At 64.0% G+C, this 17,305-nt stretch carries 6 protein-coding genes and 3 pseudogenes; all 9 read right to left on the reverse strand.

Features of this window, described 5'->3' with window-relative positions; translation table 11 throughout:
• Positions 1–22: 22 nt before the first annotated feature.
• Positions 23–315: pseudogene (locus ACCQ15_RS09755) on the reverse strand (hypothetical protein).
• 156 nt (positions 316–471) lie between these two features.
• A complete protein-coding gene (locus ACCQ15_RS09760) occupies positions 472–2,583 on the reverse strand; it encodes a methyl-accepting chemotaxis protein (protein WP_338338562.1) in 2,112 nt (703 codons plus the stop codon).
• Positions 2,584–3,160: 577 nt separating this feature from the next.
• Positions 3,161–5,419: a methyl-accepting chemotaxis protein gene (locus ACCQ15_RS09765; protein ID WP_372381555.1), complete on the reverse strand. Its 2,259-nt coding sequence runs from the start codon at positions 5,417–5,419 to the stop codon at positions 3,161–3,163.
• A 501-nt stretch (positions 5,420–5,920) separates the two neighbouring features.
• Entirely contained in the window at positions 5,921–8,179 is a 2,259-nt protein-coding gene (locus tag ACCQ15_RS09770; protein ID WP_042841309.1) for a methyl-accepting chemotaxis protein, read from the reverse strand.
• 220 nt (positions 8,180–8,399) lie between these two features.
• Entirely contained in the window at positions 8,400–10,772 is a 2,373-nt protein-coding gene (locus ACCQ15_RS09775; protein ID WP_372381456.1) for a methyl-accepting chemotaxis protein, read from the reverse strand.
• Between the two features lie 13 nt (positions 10,773–10,785).
• Positions 10,786–11,547, reverse strand: a complete 762-nt coding sequence (locus tag ACCQ15_RS09780) for a transporter (RefSeq protein ID WP_372364023.1) — start codon at positions 11,545–11,547, stop codon at positions 10,786–10,788.
• A 300-nt stretch (positions 11,548–11,847) separates the two neighbouring features.
• On the reverse strand, positions 11,848–14,637 hold the full coding sequence (locus ACCQ15_RS09785; protein WP_372381457.1) for a methyl-accepting chemotaxis protein: 2,790 nt from the start codon (positions 14,635–14,637) through the stop codon (positions 11,848–11,850).
• A gap of 66 nt (positions 14,638–14,703) precedes the next feature.
• Positions 14,704–15,906 (reverse strand): annotated as a pseudogene (locus ACCQ15_RS09790) (methyl-accepting chemotaxis protein); the annotation flags it as partial.
• Positions 15,907–16,137: 231 nt separating this feature from the next.
• Positions 16,138–16,881: pseudogene (locus ACCQ15_RS09795) on the reverse strand (cache domain-containing protein); the annotation flags it as partial.
• Positions 16,882–17,305 lie beyond the last annotated feature (424 nt).

Consider the following 17,305-nt stretch of genomic DNA (forward strand, 5'->3'; position numbering starts at 1 on the left):
GTCGTATACTTGAGCTCGCTATTTAGCGTTTTTTATAGCTGGCATCGTTCACGGAAGCGGGCAGCGACGCGTGCCGATGCAAGGCCCTGCCGGGCGAGGTGCAGCAGCGATGAGCGCGCGCGAAGGGAAGGGCGCTCGACATGCACGCCGGTCGGGGCGCCAATGCCACCTTGCGGCTGATGTTCCAGTGGGTCTTTGGGGAAGGGCCGATCAGAAAGGGGCAAGTCAGCCGACGCGTGCCGGCTGCAGGCGCGTGTCGCCCTGGCGGTTCGCGCTGGCAGTCGACGCCCTCCAGGGCGCAGCAGTCTGGCCCATCGCCAGCGGCGCCCATCAATGCAATGAGGGCCCGAGCCAGCGCATGCGGGTTGCATATGCTGGCTCGGGCCCTGCGTGTTGCAACGACTGATGTGTGGAGCGGCTGCCTGGCGCACGGCATCAGTGAGCACTCCCACCGACGCCAGTGCGTGCTGATCAGAACTCCTGCCAGCTGGTGTCGACGGTCGTCGATGCAGCAACCGCGCGCGGCTTGGCGGCAGCGCTGCCGCCGATCGAGGTCAGCTTGGCGCGCACGGCCGGCGCCGCCTTGGCGACGGATGCCGTGCGGACCGTGCTGGTGGTGCCTTGCTCGGTCTTGAAGACCGCCACGGCCTCGGTCAATCCGACTGCCTGTTCTTCCAGCGAGCGCGCGGCGGCAGTGGCTTCTTCCACCAGCGCGGCGTTCTGTTGGGTGGTTTCGTCCATCTGGGTGACGGTCTGGTTGACCTGTTCGATGCCGGCCGACTGTTCCTGCGAGGCGGCAGAGATCTCGCCCATGATGTCGGTGACCCGCTGCACGCTGGTCACCAGCTCGCCCATGGTCCTGCCAGCGGTATTGACCAGCACCGAACCGGCGGCCACACGTTCGACCGAGTCGGCGATCAGGTCCTTGATCTCCTTGGCGGCGCCGGAAGAGCGCTGCGCCAGCGTGCGCACTTCGGAAGCCACCACGGCGAAGCCGCGGCCTTGCTCGCCGGCACGTGCCGCTTCCACCGCCGCGTTCAAGGCCAGGATATTGGTCTGGAAGGCGATGCCGTCGATGACGGAGATGATATCGGCGATCTTCTTGGACGAGGCCTCGATGCCGGCCATGGTTTCGACCACCTGGCCGGCGATCTCACCGCCCTGGGTGGCCACGCTGGCCGCGCCGATGGCGAGCTGGTTGGCCTGGCGTGCGCTTTCGGCGTTCTGCTTGACGGTGGAGGTGAGCTCTTCCATCGAGGCGGCCGTTTCTTCCAGGCTGGCAGCCTGCTGTTCGGTACGCTGCGACAGGTCGCTGTTGCCGGCAGCGATCTCGCTGGCAGCGGCCTTGATCGAGATGGCCGACGCCTTGATGCCGGTGACGATTTCGGCCAGCTGCACGGCGGTGGCATTGGCATCGTCGCGCATCTGTGCAAACACGCCATGGAACTCCCCGCTCATGCGGGCGGTGAGGTCACCGGCAGCGATCGACTGCAACAAGCCCGAGAGGGATTGCAGGTTGCCGTCGGCAGTGGCCATCAAGGTGTTGAGGCTGTCCACCATCACCCGGAAGTCGTGCTGGAAATTCTCGGCATCGCCGCGGGCGCTGAAGTCGCCATTGGCGGCGCATTGGGAAAGGTGCTTGATGGCGTGATTGACCGAAGACAGGTTGCCCTTGACCTTGGCCATGGTGTCGCTGAGCACGGCCTTGTCGCCGGGCAGGGCTTCCATGTCTTCGCGCAGGTCGCCGACAGCGTATTGGCCCATGATCTGCGCCAACCGCATCATCACGGCCACATGCGAGGCGGCCAGGTCGTTGTTGCCGCGCACGATGGTGGCGTAGTCGCCAGGAAACGCTGCTTCGTCCAGGCGGAAGTTCAGCTCGCCCTGATCGTGCCGGCGCTTCATTTCCTGCTGGCCGTGCAAGACTTTCTGCAACTGCTGCTGCATCTTGCTCATGCTGGCGAGCAGGCGACCAGTCTCGTCGGTGCCGCTGCTGTCCACGCTGATGGACACGTTGCCGGCGGCAATCGAATCGGCCACGTGCGAGGCCTCACCCAGGCGATTGATCAGGCGACGACGGATCAGCCAGCCGCTGGCCAGCGCCACCAGCACCGCGACGCCGCTGCCGATGATCATCGACCAACGGCTGCTGGCCTTGGCGGCCTTCAAGGTTGCGCTGCGCTTGACCAGCAATTCGTTTTCCTGCGCTTCGAAGTCGACCAGCAGCTGACGGATCTGGCCCATCGCCGCACGTTCATGGCCGGCCTTGAATTGCGTCAGCAGTGCGGACAGCTCTGTATCACTGCTTTTGCCGCGCAGCGCGATCAGGTTGTCCTCAAAGCCCATGAACTGCTCATACGCCGCATGCAGGCGCTGCAGGCGTTCCTGCTGCACCGGGTTGTCGGCGGTCAAGGTCTTGGCGTTGGTGAATTCCTGTTCGAACTGCACCTTGCCGTTGTTGTACGGCGTGAGATGCTGGTCCTGCCCGGACAGCATAAAGCCGCGCGCGCCCGTCTCGATGTTGACCGTGGCAATGGACATGGCGCGGCCGGTGCCGATGACCTGATAGGTGTGGTCGTTCATGGCCACCGCGTCCGACAGCTGGGACTGCCCACGTAGGCCTACCGTTGCGACGATCAAGAGCACAAGAACAACTGTGCCGAAACCCAGTGCCAGTTGTGTCGAAAGACTTAGCTGTTTCATCGAATGTGCCTTGAGGTGGTAACAATCTGAGTAGTGGGAGCCATCCGTTCGGTCCCCCGTGATCGGCCGTGTGGTGGCGCAGTGCAGTGAGGCGTTCTCGCGCTCGCAGGCGTGCCTCGTTGCTGACATAGCTAGCGGCGCAACCACTCTCGACTGAAGAGTTTCGTCACGCATTCGTCACGCAATTTCGATGGCATTTATGTTCGAAAAAAGCGGGCTCTGCCGATGCGGGCTGTTGGCGATGGCACCCCGGTCTGATCAAGCGCATGCAAAGCCGGGGCGGGGCGTCAGTGCAGGCGCCACCGGAGGTTTTTTGTGTGTGCGCAAGCCCCATGCGGCCGTGCTGCCGCGACGCATGTGATGCCCGGCAATGCGCCTGGCGCCAGAAGCACTGCCCATAAAAAAACACCGCGCTCGCCGGCGAGCGCGGTGTCCAGGTGCAGCCCCGGGGCCGGTATTAGAACTCGGCCCAATTGGACGCGTCGTTTGCGACCGACGCGACAGCGGCGCGTGCCGTCGGGCGCGCGACAGGCGGCTTGATTGCAGGCTTGCTCACCGCAACCGGACGCTTGGCGGCAATCTGGCGCACCGCCGGCGCGGTGCGGGTCACCGTTTCCATGTCCGCCGACAGACGGAACAGTGCCACCGCTTCGGTCAGTTGCTGGGCTTGTTCTTCCATTGCGCGTGCTGCAGCGGTGGCTTCTTCCACCAGCGCAGCGTTCTGCTGGGTGGTTTCGTCCATGCTTGTCACGGTCTGGTTGACCTGCTCGATCCCGGCAGACTGCTCCTGCGAGGCCGCGGAAATCTCGCCCATGATGTCGGTGACGCGCTGCACGCTGGCCACGATCTCGCCCATGGTGGTGCCGGCGCTGTTCACCAGCACCGAGCCTTCGGCCACCCGTTGCACCGAGTCGTCGATCAGGTCCTTGATCTCCTTGGCCGCGCCCGAAGAGCGCTGTGCCAGGGTGCGCACTTCCGAAGCCACGACCGCAAAGCCACGGCCCTGTTCGCCGGCGCGTGCGGCTTCCACGGCCGCGTTCAAGGCCAGGATATTGGTCTGGAACGCGATGCCGTCGATGACGGAAATGATGTCGGCGATCTTCTTGGACGAGGCTTCGATCCCGCTCATGGTGCCAACCACCTTGCTGACGATCTCGCCGCCCTGCGAGGCCACCTTGGCCGCACCGATGGCGAGCTGGTTGGCCTGGCGTGCGCTTTCGGCATTCTGCTTGACGGTGGAGGTGAGCTCTTCCATCGAGGCAGCGGTTTCTTCCAGGTTGGCAGCCTGCTGCTCGGTACGCTGCGACAGGTCCTGATTGCCAGCGGCGATTTCGCTTGCCGCACCCCTGATCGACGTAGCCGAGGCCTTGATGCCGCTGACGATCTCGGCCAGCTGCGTGGCGGTGGCATTGGCATCGTCGCGCATCTGCGCGAACACGCCGTGGAATTCGCCACTCATGCGGGCGGTGAGGTCGCCGGCAGCGATCGCCTGCAACAAGCCCGAGAGCGATTGCAGGTTGCCGTCGGCGGTAGACATCAAGGTGTTGAGGCTGTCCACCATCACGCGGAAGTCGTACTGGAACCGCTCTGCATCGCCGCGGGCACTGAAGTCGCCATTGGCCGCAGCTTGCGCCAGGTGCTTGATTTCGTGGTTCATCGCAGACAGGTTGGCCTTCACTTCGTCCATCGTGCGGGTCAGCAGCGCTTTCTCACCCGGCAGCCGCTCCATGTCCTCGCTTAGATCGCCGACGGCATACCTCGCCATGATCTGCATGAGCTTCATCTTTGTTTCGATATGCCCTGCAACTAGTTCATTTGTTCCACGCGCCATGTTTCCATAGTCGCCCGGTAACAAAGTGGCATCCATCCGGAAGCTGATCTGCCCTTCTTCATGACGCTTGGCCATCTCGATCTGCGCGTCGATCAGGCTGCGCAGTTGCAGCTGCATCTTGCTCATCGCCTTGAGCAGGCGCCCGGCTTCGTCGTTGAAGTGGGTGTCCACGTCGTTACCCAGCTGGCCGCCGGCGATGGATTCGGCGGCGCGGGTCGCGCGGCTCAACGGCTGGGTCAGGCTGCGGGTGATGAGCACGCCCAGCGCGCCGCTCAGCAGCACGACCAGCAGCGAGCCGCCGATCAACAGCTTGCGCGAGTCGTCCATGGACTTGAATGCGACAGCCGATGCGTCTGCTGCCTGCTTCTCCTGCAGGGCGATGTTTTCGGCAATTTTGTCCTGCCAGACCTGCATGGCGGGCGCCGCCTTGTTCAGCAGAAAGGGAAGTGCCTCGTCGCTGTGCCCGGTCATCACCAGATCGATGACCTTGTCATTCAAACCCTTGACTTCGGCGCGGCGGGCGTCGATCTCCGTACGCAGGATCTTGCCTTGCTCTGAGGGCGGCATGGCATACAACGCTTCGCGCGCCTTGGTGTAGTCGGCACGCGCAGACTGGATCTTGGCAACGAACTGGCGATTCTCTTCATCGCTGGTAGGCAATACCAGATTGCGCAGCTGCGTGCCGATAATGAAATTGGCGTTCATCATGTCGTTGGACAGGCGAATCTTCGCCATGTTCTGGTTCACGATGCCGTCGACCAAAGCACGTGCTGACGTCAATCCGCGATAACCGATCAAGGCGATCAGGCCCGACAGCACAATCAGCACAGCGAAGGCGGCCGCTAGACGTGGGCCGACGTTGTAACGTTGAAGAAGTGAGGTCATGACAGGGTTCCTGGCAAGCGTTGCGCGATAAAAGCAAGCGATGCGGAAACGCCAGTCGAGTGCAGTCTGACGTCTCGCTATGCCCAATAACGGCGCTTGAGAGCATCTACTGAATACCTCGATATCAAAAAAAATATAACTCAAGTTAGGCTTGTGAAATAAATTTTTATTCTGCCGGAGTTTTCCCTGTGGATTATGGTTGGCAATGCGAGCTCTACAGTATAAATTTAATTTAAATATGAAATTTATCCAAATATTATATTGAATCGTACTGAAGAGTCTGTTTTCGACAGTGCGCCAAAATGAAAGCCGCGCTTTTTGAGGGCGCGGCTTCGATAACAGTTGCCATTTCAAGGCCATGCGGCTGATTTAACGACCGTACAACATGGCGAATAGTCCAACACTCGGAGACCGACTTCAGGATCCGCATACCTACGTAGTATTTGCCAGACCCGGCACAGGTCGCGCCCACTTGGCGGTGAGCGCAGCCGTCTCGCGCGCTTAGAACTCGGACCAATCGGATTCGTTGGACGGCGCCATTGCCACTGCTGCGCGGCCCGCCGGACGCGCGGCATGCGGTTTGGTGGCAGGCGTGCTGGCCGCCACCGGGCGCTTGGCGGCGATCTGGCGTACCACCGGCGTTGCGCGGGTGACCGCTTCCAGTTCGGCCGAGAGGCGGAACAGCGCTACCGCTTCGGTGAGTTGCTGTGCCTGCTCTTCCATCGAGCGTGCAGCGGCGGTGGCTTCTTCCACCAATGCGGCGTTTTGCTGGGTGGCCTCGTCCATGTGGGTGACGGTTTGGTTGACCTGCTCGATGCCGGCCGACTGCTCCTGCGAGGCGGCAGAGATTTCGCTCATGATGTCGGTGACACGCTGCACCGAGGAGACGATCTCGGCCATGGTGCTGCCGGCCTGATTCACCAGTGCCGAGCCTTCGGCCACCTTGCTCACCGAGTCGTCGATCAGGCCCTTGATCTCCTTCGCTGCACCGGCCGAACGCTGCGCCAGCGTGCGTACTTCCGAGGCCACCACGGCAAAGCCACGGCCCTGCTCGCCGGCACGCGCCGCTTCCACCGCGGCATTCAAGGCCAGGATGTTGGTCTGGAACGCGATGCCGTCGATGACGCTGATGATTTCGGCAATCTTCTTGGACGAGGTTTCGATGCCGGACATGGTGGTGACCACCTGGCCGACCACGTTGCCGCCGTGCGATGCCACGCCTGCCGCGCCGATGGCCAGCTGGTTGGCCTGACGCGCGTGCTCGGCGTTCTGCTTGACGGTGGAGGTGAGCTCTTCCATCGAAGCGGCGGTTTCTTCCAGGTTGGCCGCCTGCTGCTCGGTGCGTTGCGAGAGGTCGTTGTTGCCGGCGGCAATCTCGCCGGCGGCCGTGTTGATCGCCAGGGTGGAGTGCTTGATGCGGCCCACGATGTCGGTCAGGCGCTGGGTGGTCGCGTTGGCGTCGTCGCGCAGCCGTGCGAACACGCCGTGGAATTGCCCGTCCATGCGCGCGGTCAGGTCGCCCTCGGCCACGGCGCCGAGCAGCTGCGACAGCTTGCCCAGGTTGCGGTCGCTGACTTCCATCATCGAGTTCAGATCCGACACCATCACGGCGAAGTCGTACTTAAAGCGCTGCGCATCGCCACGCGCACTGAAATCGCCAGAGGCGGCCGCCTGTGCCAGGTGCTTGATCTCGGTGTTGATCGACAACAAGCTGGCCTTGGCCGCATCCATCGCTTCATGCAGCACCGCGCGGCTGGCCGGCAGGCGACGCGCATCTTCGCTCAGGTCGCCCTGGGCATATTGATTGAGGATGCGCACCGCATCGATGATGGCGTCGAGATGCTCGAAGATCATCGTGTTGATGCCGGTGGCAAGGTTGCCGTACACGCCGGGGAAATCTTCCGGCATGCGGTGGGTGATGTCTTCGGCAGCATGCAGGTGCGACATGCGCGCGGTTTCGTCGGAGAAACGGCGCAGCATCTGGGTCATGCCACCGGTGGCCTCCAGCATCTGGCCGATCTCGTCCTTGCTGGTCTTGCCCACCTGCACGCCCAGATCGCCACGCGAGACCGCCTGGATGGCGCCCAGCGCCTTGGCAAGCGGGCTGGTGATGCTGCGCGCGATCAACCAACCGAAGGTCACCGACAAGGCCGCCATCAGCAAGGTGCCGATCAGCAGCACGGCGCTGGTCAGCTTGAACGAGCTGGCGCTGGCAGTCACCATGTCGCCCAGCGCCTTGGACTGCTGTGCATACAGCTTGTCCACCGAGGCGAACAGTTCCTTGCGGATCTCGCCCGATTGCTTGCGCGAAAACTCCATCGCAGCGGCGCGGTCGGGCTCTGCATAGAGCTTGCGCAGCTGCTGGTTGGCGGCGAAATAGCGGGCGCTGGCATCGGTGAGCCTGGCGTACTCGGCCTTCAACGGCGAGGCCGCATCGATCTTGGCGTCCAGCTGCTTCTGGGTGTCGGCGTACTTGGCCTGGATTTCATCCATGCGCTTGAAGAAATACGCATAGCGTTCCGGGTCTTCCAGGTTGAGGAACTGGCCCACTTCGTAGACGCGGAATTCGCCGGCAAAACCGCGCAACTCGGACAGGCGGCTCAACACCGGCACCACGTCCTGGTTGATCAAGGTGGTTTCGCTCTGCATCTGCTTCATGCGCGAAAAGCCCAAACCGCCCAGTAATGCGGTGAGCACGGCACTCAGACAGAAGGCAAACATGAGTTTGCGGCGGATTGGCCAGTCGTTGAACTTATTCATCACTTGCTCCGAAACATTGCCTAGCGGCGTTATCCAGCAAGCTAACGGCTGAAACGCCAACTTATTTAGTTGTGAAGTATTAACGGGCAGGCAAGCGCCTGCCGATTACGCGAAAACGCCGCAATACAGTTGTCGCGGCGATGTGGCCGAGTCGCAGGGCCGCTAAACAGCGCTCTGCGTCACGGCGCCAGATCCGGGCCGCCGTCGCGCACCGGCTTGCTCAGAAGTCCTGCCACTGGCTGTCGTTGCCGGCGGTGGCCGCGGACGCGTTCACTGCCGGCTTGCGAGCGCTCGGCGCACGCCTGCTGGGCTTGCTTGCCCGGGCAACGGCGACCACGGCGGGCATTGTGGCCACAGGCATTGCAGCCTGCGCCTGCGGCGCATCGGCCAGGGTAAAGCGCGACACTGCGTGCGCCAGCTGGCTGGCCTGGTCCTCCATGGTGCGCGCAGCGGCAGTGGCTTCTTCCACCAATGCGGCGTTCTGCTGGGTCGCCTCATCCATCTGGGTGATGGTGAGATTGACCTGCTCGATACCCGACGACTGTTCCTGCGACGCGGCAGCGATCTCGCCCATGATGTCGGTGACGCGCTGCACGCTGGCGACGATATCGGCCATGGTGGTGCCGGCCTGATGGACCAGCTGCGAGCCCTCGGCGACCTTGCTCACTGAATCGTCGATCAGATGTTTGATCTCTTTCGCGGCACCGGCCGACCGCTGCGCCAGCGTGCGCACCTCGGAGGCGACCACTGCGAAACCGCGGCCCTGCTCGCCGGCGCGCGCCGCTTCCACGGCGGCGTTGAGCGCCAGGATGTTGGTCTGGAACGCGATGCCGTCGATCACGCTGATGATCTCGGCGATCTTTTTCGATGAGACTTCGATGCCGGACATGGTGGTGACCACCTGCGCCACCACCGCGCCGCCCTGCGAAGCCACACCAGCCGCACCGATCGCCAACTGGTTGGCCTGGCGTGCGCTTTCAGCATTCTGTTTGACGGTGGAGGTGAGCTCTTCCATCGAGGCGGCAGTCTCTTCCAGATTGGCCGCTTGTTGTTCGGTGCGCTGCGACAGGTCGTTGTTGCCGGCAGCAATTTCGCTGGAGGCGGTATGAATGCTGCCGGCGGCCTGCTGGATACGCCCGATCACCAGCGCCAGTTGCTCGGCGGTGGTATTGGCGTCGTCGCGCATCGTGGCGAAAACGCCATGGAACTGGCCCTGCATGCGCGCGCTCAGGTCGCCGTCGGCCAGCGCGCTCAGCAGGCGCGACACTTCGGCGATGCTGACCGCGTTGGCATCGAGCAAGGCATTGAGCTGTTGCGCCAGTTGCAGGAAAAAGCCTTGTTTCCCGGTACTGTCGATGCGCTTGGAAAGATCGCCTGCAGCGGCGCTGCGCACCACGTCGGCAACGTCGATTTCCACGCGCGCCTCGGCCGTGCGGTCGCGCCACTCGCAGACAAAGCCCAGATGCGCGCCGGCCTCGTCGCGAATTGCCGAAACGTTCTGTGCGATGCAGGTGCTGCGGTACTGCACCTCGCGCTGGGCAGCGCCCTGGCGGTCCAGACGCTGATAGATCTCCGCGTCCTGTGCGTTGCCCACTTCCAGCAGCGAGACCGGTTGGCCGACCAGGTTGGCGGTGCGATTGAACGCAGGCGCGCAGGCCTGGATATCGTCTGCGTAGGTGTGCAGCAGGTTTTGCAGCGCACCATTGGTGTAGATGATGGTGAGGTCCGGGTCGGCGATGTACATGCCAGTGGAAGCGTTATCCAGTGCGGTGCGGATGCGCAGGTTTTCGGCTGCGATGCTGCGCTCGCGCTCCAGACGCTCGCGCAGGTCGCGCTGCATGCGCGCCAATGCGGCCATCAGGCTGCGCGAGTGCTTTGCGGCGACCGGGATCGGTTGGTCCAGGCGGCCTTCGGCGATGTGTTGCGCGGCAGCCATGGCCAGTTGCGGCTCGCCGCCAAGCAGGCCGAACACCGAGCGCAGAATCCAGCCGGCCGCCAGCGCCAGGCACACCAATGCCAGCACCACGGCGCTACCCTGCTGCCACATCACGCGGTGGCTGTATTGCTCGGCCTGGCGGCGGCTGGCCTCGTTCAAGGCCAGGATGCGCTCGCTGATGGCGCCCATGCGGGTTTCAAGCTGGCCGAATTTATCGTTGAAATCCGCGTAGGCCGCTGCGCTGTCCGCCTGCGTTTCGGCAGCCTTCACCACCTGGTCGGCGGATGCGATATAGGCCTGCAGTGCCGGCGTCACCGCGTCCAGATCGGCGCGCAATGCAGGGGCCAGCGGCAGTTTGCGGTTGGCTGCCAGCGACTCGCGGAATTCGCCGGCGTGTTCGCCCAATGCGCTGCGCGCGGCCGCCACGGCTTTATCGTCTTTCGTGGAGGCAGCAAGCAACGCGGCGGTGACATCGCCGCGCAGGGCGTCGTGCATCATGTCCGCCTGCATATGGTTGCGCAGCGCATCGGAGGAGATGACCTGTGCGGCAATCGCATCGAGCAGGCCGCGTTGGCCGTTATAGCCCACGCCACCCAAGGCGAGCAGGGCCAATGCGGCCACCAGCACCAGGACGCCCAGCATGTGCATGATCTTCATGGTGCAACCCGTGTCAGAAGCGGAAAGACAGGCCCACGCCGAGCGCGTGATCCGGTGAGCGGTCGTTGAGTCCGCGGCTGTAGACAGCGTCCAGTTGGACGTCGTTGCTCAGCAGCCAGGCCGAGCCGACATCGAGCAGGGCCACGGTGCCGCCATCGTCGCTGTTGGCGATCTGCGGCAACGCCACTTCGACGAACGAGCGCACGCGGTCGTTCCAGGCCTTGCCGAGAACGGCACCGAAGATGCCGGCGGTATATCGATTACCCTGGCCATCGTCGTCCCAGATCACCCCGGGCATCATGCCCGCGGACATGCTGTCGCTGAGCTCCCATTCGGCCACCAGCCGGAACGAGGGGCGCGCACCATGGCCGCGCAATGCCTGCGCGCCGCTGGGCAGATCCACATGCAGCAACCAGGCCAGCGAGGTCTTGCCATCGTCGGAACTGGCCAGGTGATGTTTGATGCCGAGCGAGACGTCGGACATGCCGCTTACCTGCGCATCGCCAGGCAGGTCGATGCGCTGCCAGCCATCGGTTTCCAGCCGCAATTCCCAGGTCTGGCCCAGGCCGTAGCGCAGCAGCGTGGGCGTGGAATATGCATTCACCGCGTCGTCGCGTTCCCACGCGACGCTGGTTTCCACCTGCACGCGGCGGTCGCCGACGGTGAGGCTGGATTCCACGAAATCCGGGCGGTCGGTCGCGATCGGGTCTTCAGCGCGGGCATGACCCATCACACCCAACAGCACAAAACAGCTGGCGATAACAGACGGCTTCATGGCATCCCTTGCGTGACGACCTGCGGAAACAACTATCCGGATGCATGCGCTGGCTGCGTTGGTCGCGACAGCACGCATGCACTGCTGGACCGGCTGCTGCGGTGTGGCGCAGGCAGTCGATGTCATCCACACTAACGGCAACGCTGCATGATTCTTGATGCGCGTCGGACGAGCGGAAGGGGCAGGGCATGCACGGCGCGCCGATGACGCGCCGTGCGGGATGCAGCTGTGGAATGCAAGTAACGCTGCGTGCGTGCGATTACGCTTGTGTTCGCTTGCAATCCACTGCGCGCAGGGCGGTTAGAAATCCTGCCACTGGCTGTCGTGACCGGCAGTGCCGGAGGACTTGCCCACGGAGTGAGGCAGCAGTGTCGCCACGCGCTTGCCGCGGGCGGCTGCCGGCTTGGTGGTGACCACCGCGCGCACCGCTGGTTTGACAGTGGACGCAGCCAGCACGGGCTTGACCGCATGATTGAGCTTGAAGACCGCCACCGCCTCGGTCAGCTGGCCGGCCTGTTCTTCCATCGCACGCGCTGCGGCAGTGGCTTCTTCCACCAGCGCGGCATTCTGCTGCGTGGCTTCATCCATCTGCGTCACGGTGAGGTTGACCTGCTCGATGCCCGACGACTGCTCCTGCGAGGCGGCGGAGATTTCGCCCATGATGTCGGTGACGCGCTGCACGCTGGCGACGATCTCGCTCATGGTGGTGCCGGCCTGATGCACCAGCGACGAGCCTTGTTCCACCTTGCTCACCGAATCGTCGATCAGGTGCTTGATCTCCTTGGCAGCACCGGCCGAACGTTGCGCCAGCGTGCGCACCTCGGAGGCGACCACGGCAAATCCGCGGCCCTGTTCGCCGGCACGCGCCGCTTCCACGGCGGCATTCAAGGCCAGGATATTGGTCTGGAACGCGATCCCGTCGATGACGCTGATGATCTCGGCGATCTTCTTGGACGAGGTCTCGATGCCCGACATGGTGGTGACGACCTGCGCCACCACCGAACCGCCATGCGATGCCACGTCGGCTGCGCCGATGGCCAGCTGGTTGGCCTGACGCGCATGCTCGGCATTCTGTTTGACGGTGGAGGTGAGTTCCTCCATCGAGGCCGCGGTTTCTTCCAGATTGGCGGCCTGTTGTTCGGTGCGCTGGGAAAGATCGTTGTTGCCGGCAGCAATTTCGCTGGCGGCTGCGCTGATCTGCGTGGCCGAGGTCTGAATGCCGGAGACAATGCCGGTGAGCTGCGCCACCGTGGCGTTGGCATCGTCGCGCATGCGGGCGAACACGCCCTGGAAGTCGCCGTCCATGCGTACGGTGAGGTCGCCTTCGGCCAGCGCACTGAGCAGGCTGGAAATCCGCTCCAGGCTCAGCGAAGTGGTTTCCAGCAGGCCATTGAGCTGCCGGCCGAATTCCAGATAGAACCCATGCTTGTCGTCCAGCGCCAGGCGCTGGCCGAAATCGCCCATCAAGGCGGACTGCACCAGCTCGGCCACTTCCTGCTGGGTGCTGACTTCGGCACTGATATTGCGCCACAGCAGCATGCTGCCGCTACGACGGCCATCGGGGGCATACAGTGGGGTCATGGTCAGATCCAGCGTCACCGGCCCGAAGCGGTAGCGCTCGGTGGTGGTGGACTGCAGCTGCCGCAGACGCTGCGTACGCGCGGCGCCTTCGCCATCGTTGCCGAACACGTAGTCCATCGGCTTGCCGACCACCGCATCGGCACTGAAGCCGGTCTGGCCCTTGGCATGAAAGGCGGGCTCGCCCTGCTTGAACGAGGTGTGCAGCGCCTGGGTGATGAACACCGCGTTGTGCTGTTCGTCGGCCAGCAGTACTTCCATTTCCGAATGTTCCAGCGCGGTGCGGATGCGCAGGTTTTCGTTGGCCACCTGCGCATCGCGCTCGATGCGCTCGCGCAGGTCGCTCTGCATGCGTTGCATGGCGCCCATCAGGCGGCCCACTTCGTCCTGGCGCTGCACGGCGATCTGGTTGTCGAGCTTGCCCGAGGCGATCGCATCGGCCACGTGCGCGGCGGCCTCCAGCGGCCGCACCACCTGGCGACGCAGCAGCGCAAACAGCGCCACGCTGAGCACCAGCGCCGAGCCAAGGCCGACGGCAAGGATGGTCCACAGCAGGTGATGCGCCTGCTGCATGATCGTGGCATACGGCACCACCACGCCCAGCGCGAAGCGCTCTTGCGCCTTGCCGATCTGCAGCGGAACGTAGGCGCTGACTGCGCCGTCTGCATCGGGGGTGAAATCCAACGCGTCCTTGCCGGCCTTGATCGCCTCCAGCATGGTGCGGTGGCGTGCGTCGGTGACCTGCTTGCCGATGCGCGTGGTGTCGTGCGATGCCAGCACCACGCCGGCAGGCGAGAGCAGTTCGACATAACCGTCCTGCATCGGGCGCAAGGCGCCAAGGCGCTGCTGCAATGCCGCCAGTGCCACGTCCACGGTGACCGCGCCCAGATACTTGCCGTCCTGCAGGATCGGCATGGACAAGGTGGTCATCAGCACGGTCTTGCCGCCGATCTTGTAATCGTAGGGTTCGGCCACGGTCTGCCGCAGCAGTGCACGCGGTTTCAGATTCCAGTCGCCCAGGCCGGGGGTTTCGTAATCGGTGAGCGGCTCGCGGACCAGTGTCTGCTCACTGCGTCCCCAGTAGGTCATGAAGCGGCCGGTGGCGTCGTGGCCCTTGGCATTGGCAAATGCGCTGTCCTTGCCATCGAAGGCCTGTGGCTCCCACAAGGTGCCCATGCCGACCCACTCGGGGTGGTCCAGCAATTGGTCGTGCACCACTGCCGCGGCGCTGTCGCGGCTGATGCCGCCATTGGCGCGTTGCACCAGCAAGGTGGTGGCCAGCGATTGGCCGGTCGTCAACGCCTGGCCAAGCTCGCTGCCGATCTGCTCGGCCTGGTAGCGCGCGGCATTTTGCATCGTGGCCTGCGCAGAGGCGCTCAATGCGCGACTGCTTTGCCAATAGGTGATGGCTGCGGTCAAACCGAAGCACAGCGACGCAATGACTGCCGTACCGAACATCAGGCGGTACGCCAGGCGTCCGCTGAAACGTGAGTGGGTGGAAGGCGAGGTCATGGGCGTAGCCGCGGAAGGAAAAAGGAAAAGGGAGAAGACAACCCCGCCGGAGCGGGGCATGTGCGGTCAGTAGGCGGCCAGCGCAGCCCGCGCAGGCGCGCGTGTGCCGGCATGGCCGAACGTCTTGGAGGTGGCAGCGACGATCCGGAAGCTGGACACCGCCTCATCCAGCTGCTGCGCCTGCTGCTGCATGGCATTGGCCGCTGCGGTGGCTTCTTCCACCAGCGCCGCGTTCTGCTGCGTGCTCTCGTCCATCTGGGTGACGGTGAGGTTGACCTGTTCGATCCCGGCCGACTGTTCCTGCGAGGCGGCAGAAATTTCGCTCATGATGTCGGTGACGCGCTGCACCGAAGAGACGATCTCGGCCATGGTCTTGCCGGCCTGATCCACCAGCAGCGAGCCCTCGGACACCTTGCCCACCGAATCGTCGATGAGGTGCTTGATCTCTTTGGCCGCATTGGCCGAACGCTGGGCCAGCGTGCGTACTTCCGAGGCGACCACCGCAAATCCGCGGCCTTGTTCGCCGGCACGTGCGGCTTCCACCGCGGCATTCAGTGCCAGGATATTGGTCTGGAAGGCGATGCCGTCGATGACGCTGATGATCTCGGCGATCTTCTTGGACGAGGTCTGGATACCGGACATGGTGTCCACCACCTGGCTCACCACCTGGCCGCCCTGCGAGGCCACGCTGGCGGCGCCGATCGCCAACTGGTTGGCCTGGCGTGCGCTTTCGGCATTCTGCTTGACGGTGGAAGTGAGCTCCTCCATCGAGGCGGCGGTTTCTTCCAGATTGGCGGCCTGCTGTTCGGTGCGCTGGGACAGATCGTTGTTGCCTGCGGCGATTTCGCTGGCCGAGCCGGTGATGGAACTGGCGGCCTGCTGGATGCGCCCGACGATGCCGGCCAGTTGGGTGGCCGTGGTGTTGGCGTCGTCGCGCATGCGCGCGAACACGCCATGGTACTGGCCGTCCAGGCGCGCGGTGAGGTCGCCTTCGGCCAGGGACGCCAGCAGCTCGGACAGCTTGCCCAGGTTGCGGTCGCTGACCTCCATCATCGCGTTGAGGTCGTTGATCATGCGCGCCGAGTCGTGCTTGAAGCGCGTCGCATCGCCGCGCTGACTGAAGTCGCCGTTGGCCGCGGCCTGGGCCAGGCGTTTGATCTCGGTGTTGATCGCCAGCAGGCTGGCCTTGGCTGCGTCCATCGCTTCATGCAGCACCGCGCGCGTGCCGGGCAGGCGCGCGGCATTGCGCGACAGGTCGCCTTGCGCATACTCGTTGAGGATGCCGATCGCATCGACGATGGCATCCAGGTGCTCGAAGATCATCGTGTTGATGCCGGTGGCCAGCTCGCCGTAGACGCCCGGGAAATCGGTCGGCATGCGGTGGGTGACATCGTCGCCGGCATGCATGTGCACCATCACCTTGGTCTGCGCGGAGAAGCGCTCCAAGGTATGAACCATCTCGTCGGTCGCCTTGAGCATCTGGCCGATTTCATCGGTGCCGTGTTCGGCGGTACGCACGCTCAGGTCGCCGCGCGCCACGCCCTTGATGGCCGCCAGGGCACGCGACACCGGCTCCAGGATGGAATTGCCGATCAGCCAGCCCACCAGCAGGTTGATCAGCACCAGGGCGCCACCGGCGAGCGCAACGATGCCGGTGAAAACCAGCGCCTGAGATTGGGTGTCGTCCAGGTACACGCCGGTGCCGATCACCCAGCCCCACGGCTTGTACAGCGCCGCGTACGAGGTTTTCTGCACCGGATCCTTCTGCCCTGGCTTGGCCCAGGTGTAGTCGACATAGCCGCCGCCGGCCTGCGCTGCGGTGACGAATGCTGGAAACACGCGCTTGCCGTCCGGGCTGAGCACGTCGCTCAACGGCTTGCCGACCAGGTCCGGGCGGGTGGGGTGCATCAGCATCGTCGGCGTCTGGTCGGTGACGTAGATGTAATCCACACCGCCACGTGCACGCATGGTCGACAGGGTATGCAGCGCACTCTTTTTGGCGGTCTCCACGTCGATCTCGCCCTTTTCGGCGCGCTCGGCATAGCCATTGACCACCGCAGTCGCCATCTCGATCTGGCTCTTGAGCCCATCGCGGCGCGTATCGGTCAGGTCGACGTACTGCATGCGTGCGGCGATCACCGCCAACGCAATGATGCCCAGCGCAACCAGGGCAGTCTGGGCGAAGAACCTGCGCTTGAGCGGCACATTGGCCAGCGTTTTCGCAACCGTGGTCTTCAGCGTCATGGCAGATATCCAGCAAAGGAATGTGGCCGTTGTAAGTCGGATAGCGACCTGATTCCGAAAATGTTGAGCCGGACACAACGCAGGTGGCGGACGATTCGTGGCGGAGTCGACCTGCGAATGGTGTGGCTCTGCTCAGTGCGTTAACGCGCTGGCACGGCGCGTTGCGTGCTCGGCGCAGTGGCAGCGCGCTGGGCATGACAGCGAACCAGACAGTGCCTGAAAGACATGCTGTCACGCGATCGCCGACGGCGTGGGCACGGTGGCGGTTTGCACTTTCGGCGACCATTGAACGGCTCACAGCTGCCCGGCGAATTCATCAGGCAATGCGGTGACGGCGCTCAGCGTCCTGGCGCAGGCGCTGCGCATGCGGCACCGGGCAGCGCACGGTGTGAACGGCACCGGCGGGCGGGCCGGGAGATTGTGC

The organism is Xanthomonas sp. NCPPB 1754, from assembly GCF_041475725.2.
Taxonomy (GTDB): domain Bacteria; phylum Pseudomonadota; class Gammaproteobacteria; order Xanthomonadales; family Xanthomonadaceae; genus Xanthomonas; species Xanthomonas euvesicatoria.

What these genes read in the sequence shown, in the direction of transcription:
- ACCQ15_RS09760 (WP_338338562.1), bottom strand. Translation starts at nt 2,583, where the DNA reads ATGAACGACCACACCTATCAGGTCATCGGCACCGGCCGCGCCATGTCC.
- ACCQ15_RS09765 (WP_372381555.1), bottom strand. Translation starts at nt 5,419, where the DNA reads ATGACCTCACTTCTTCAACGTTACAACGTCGGCCCACGTCTAGCGGCC.
- ACCQ15_RS09770 (WP_042841309.1), bottom strand. Translation starts at nt 8,179, where the DNA reads ATGAATAAGTTCAACGACTGGCCAATCCGCCGCAAACTCATGTTTGCC.
- ACCQ15_RS09775 (WP_372381456.1), bottom strand. Translation starts at nt 10,772, where the DNA reads ATGAAGATCATGCACATGCTGGGCGTCCTGGTGCTGGTGGCCGCATTG.
- ACCQ15_RS09780 (WP_372364023.1), bottom strand. Translation starts at nt 11,547, where the DNA reads ATGAAGCCGTCTGTTATCGCCAGCTGTTTTGTGCTGTTGGGTGTGATG.
- ACCQ15_RS09785 (WP_372381457.1), bottom strand. Translation starts at nt 14,637, where the DNA reads ATGACCTCGCCTTCCACCCACTCACGTTTCAGCGGACGCCTGGCGTAC.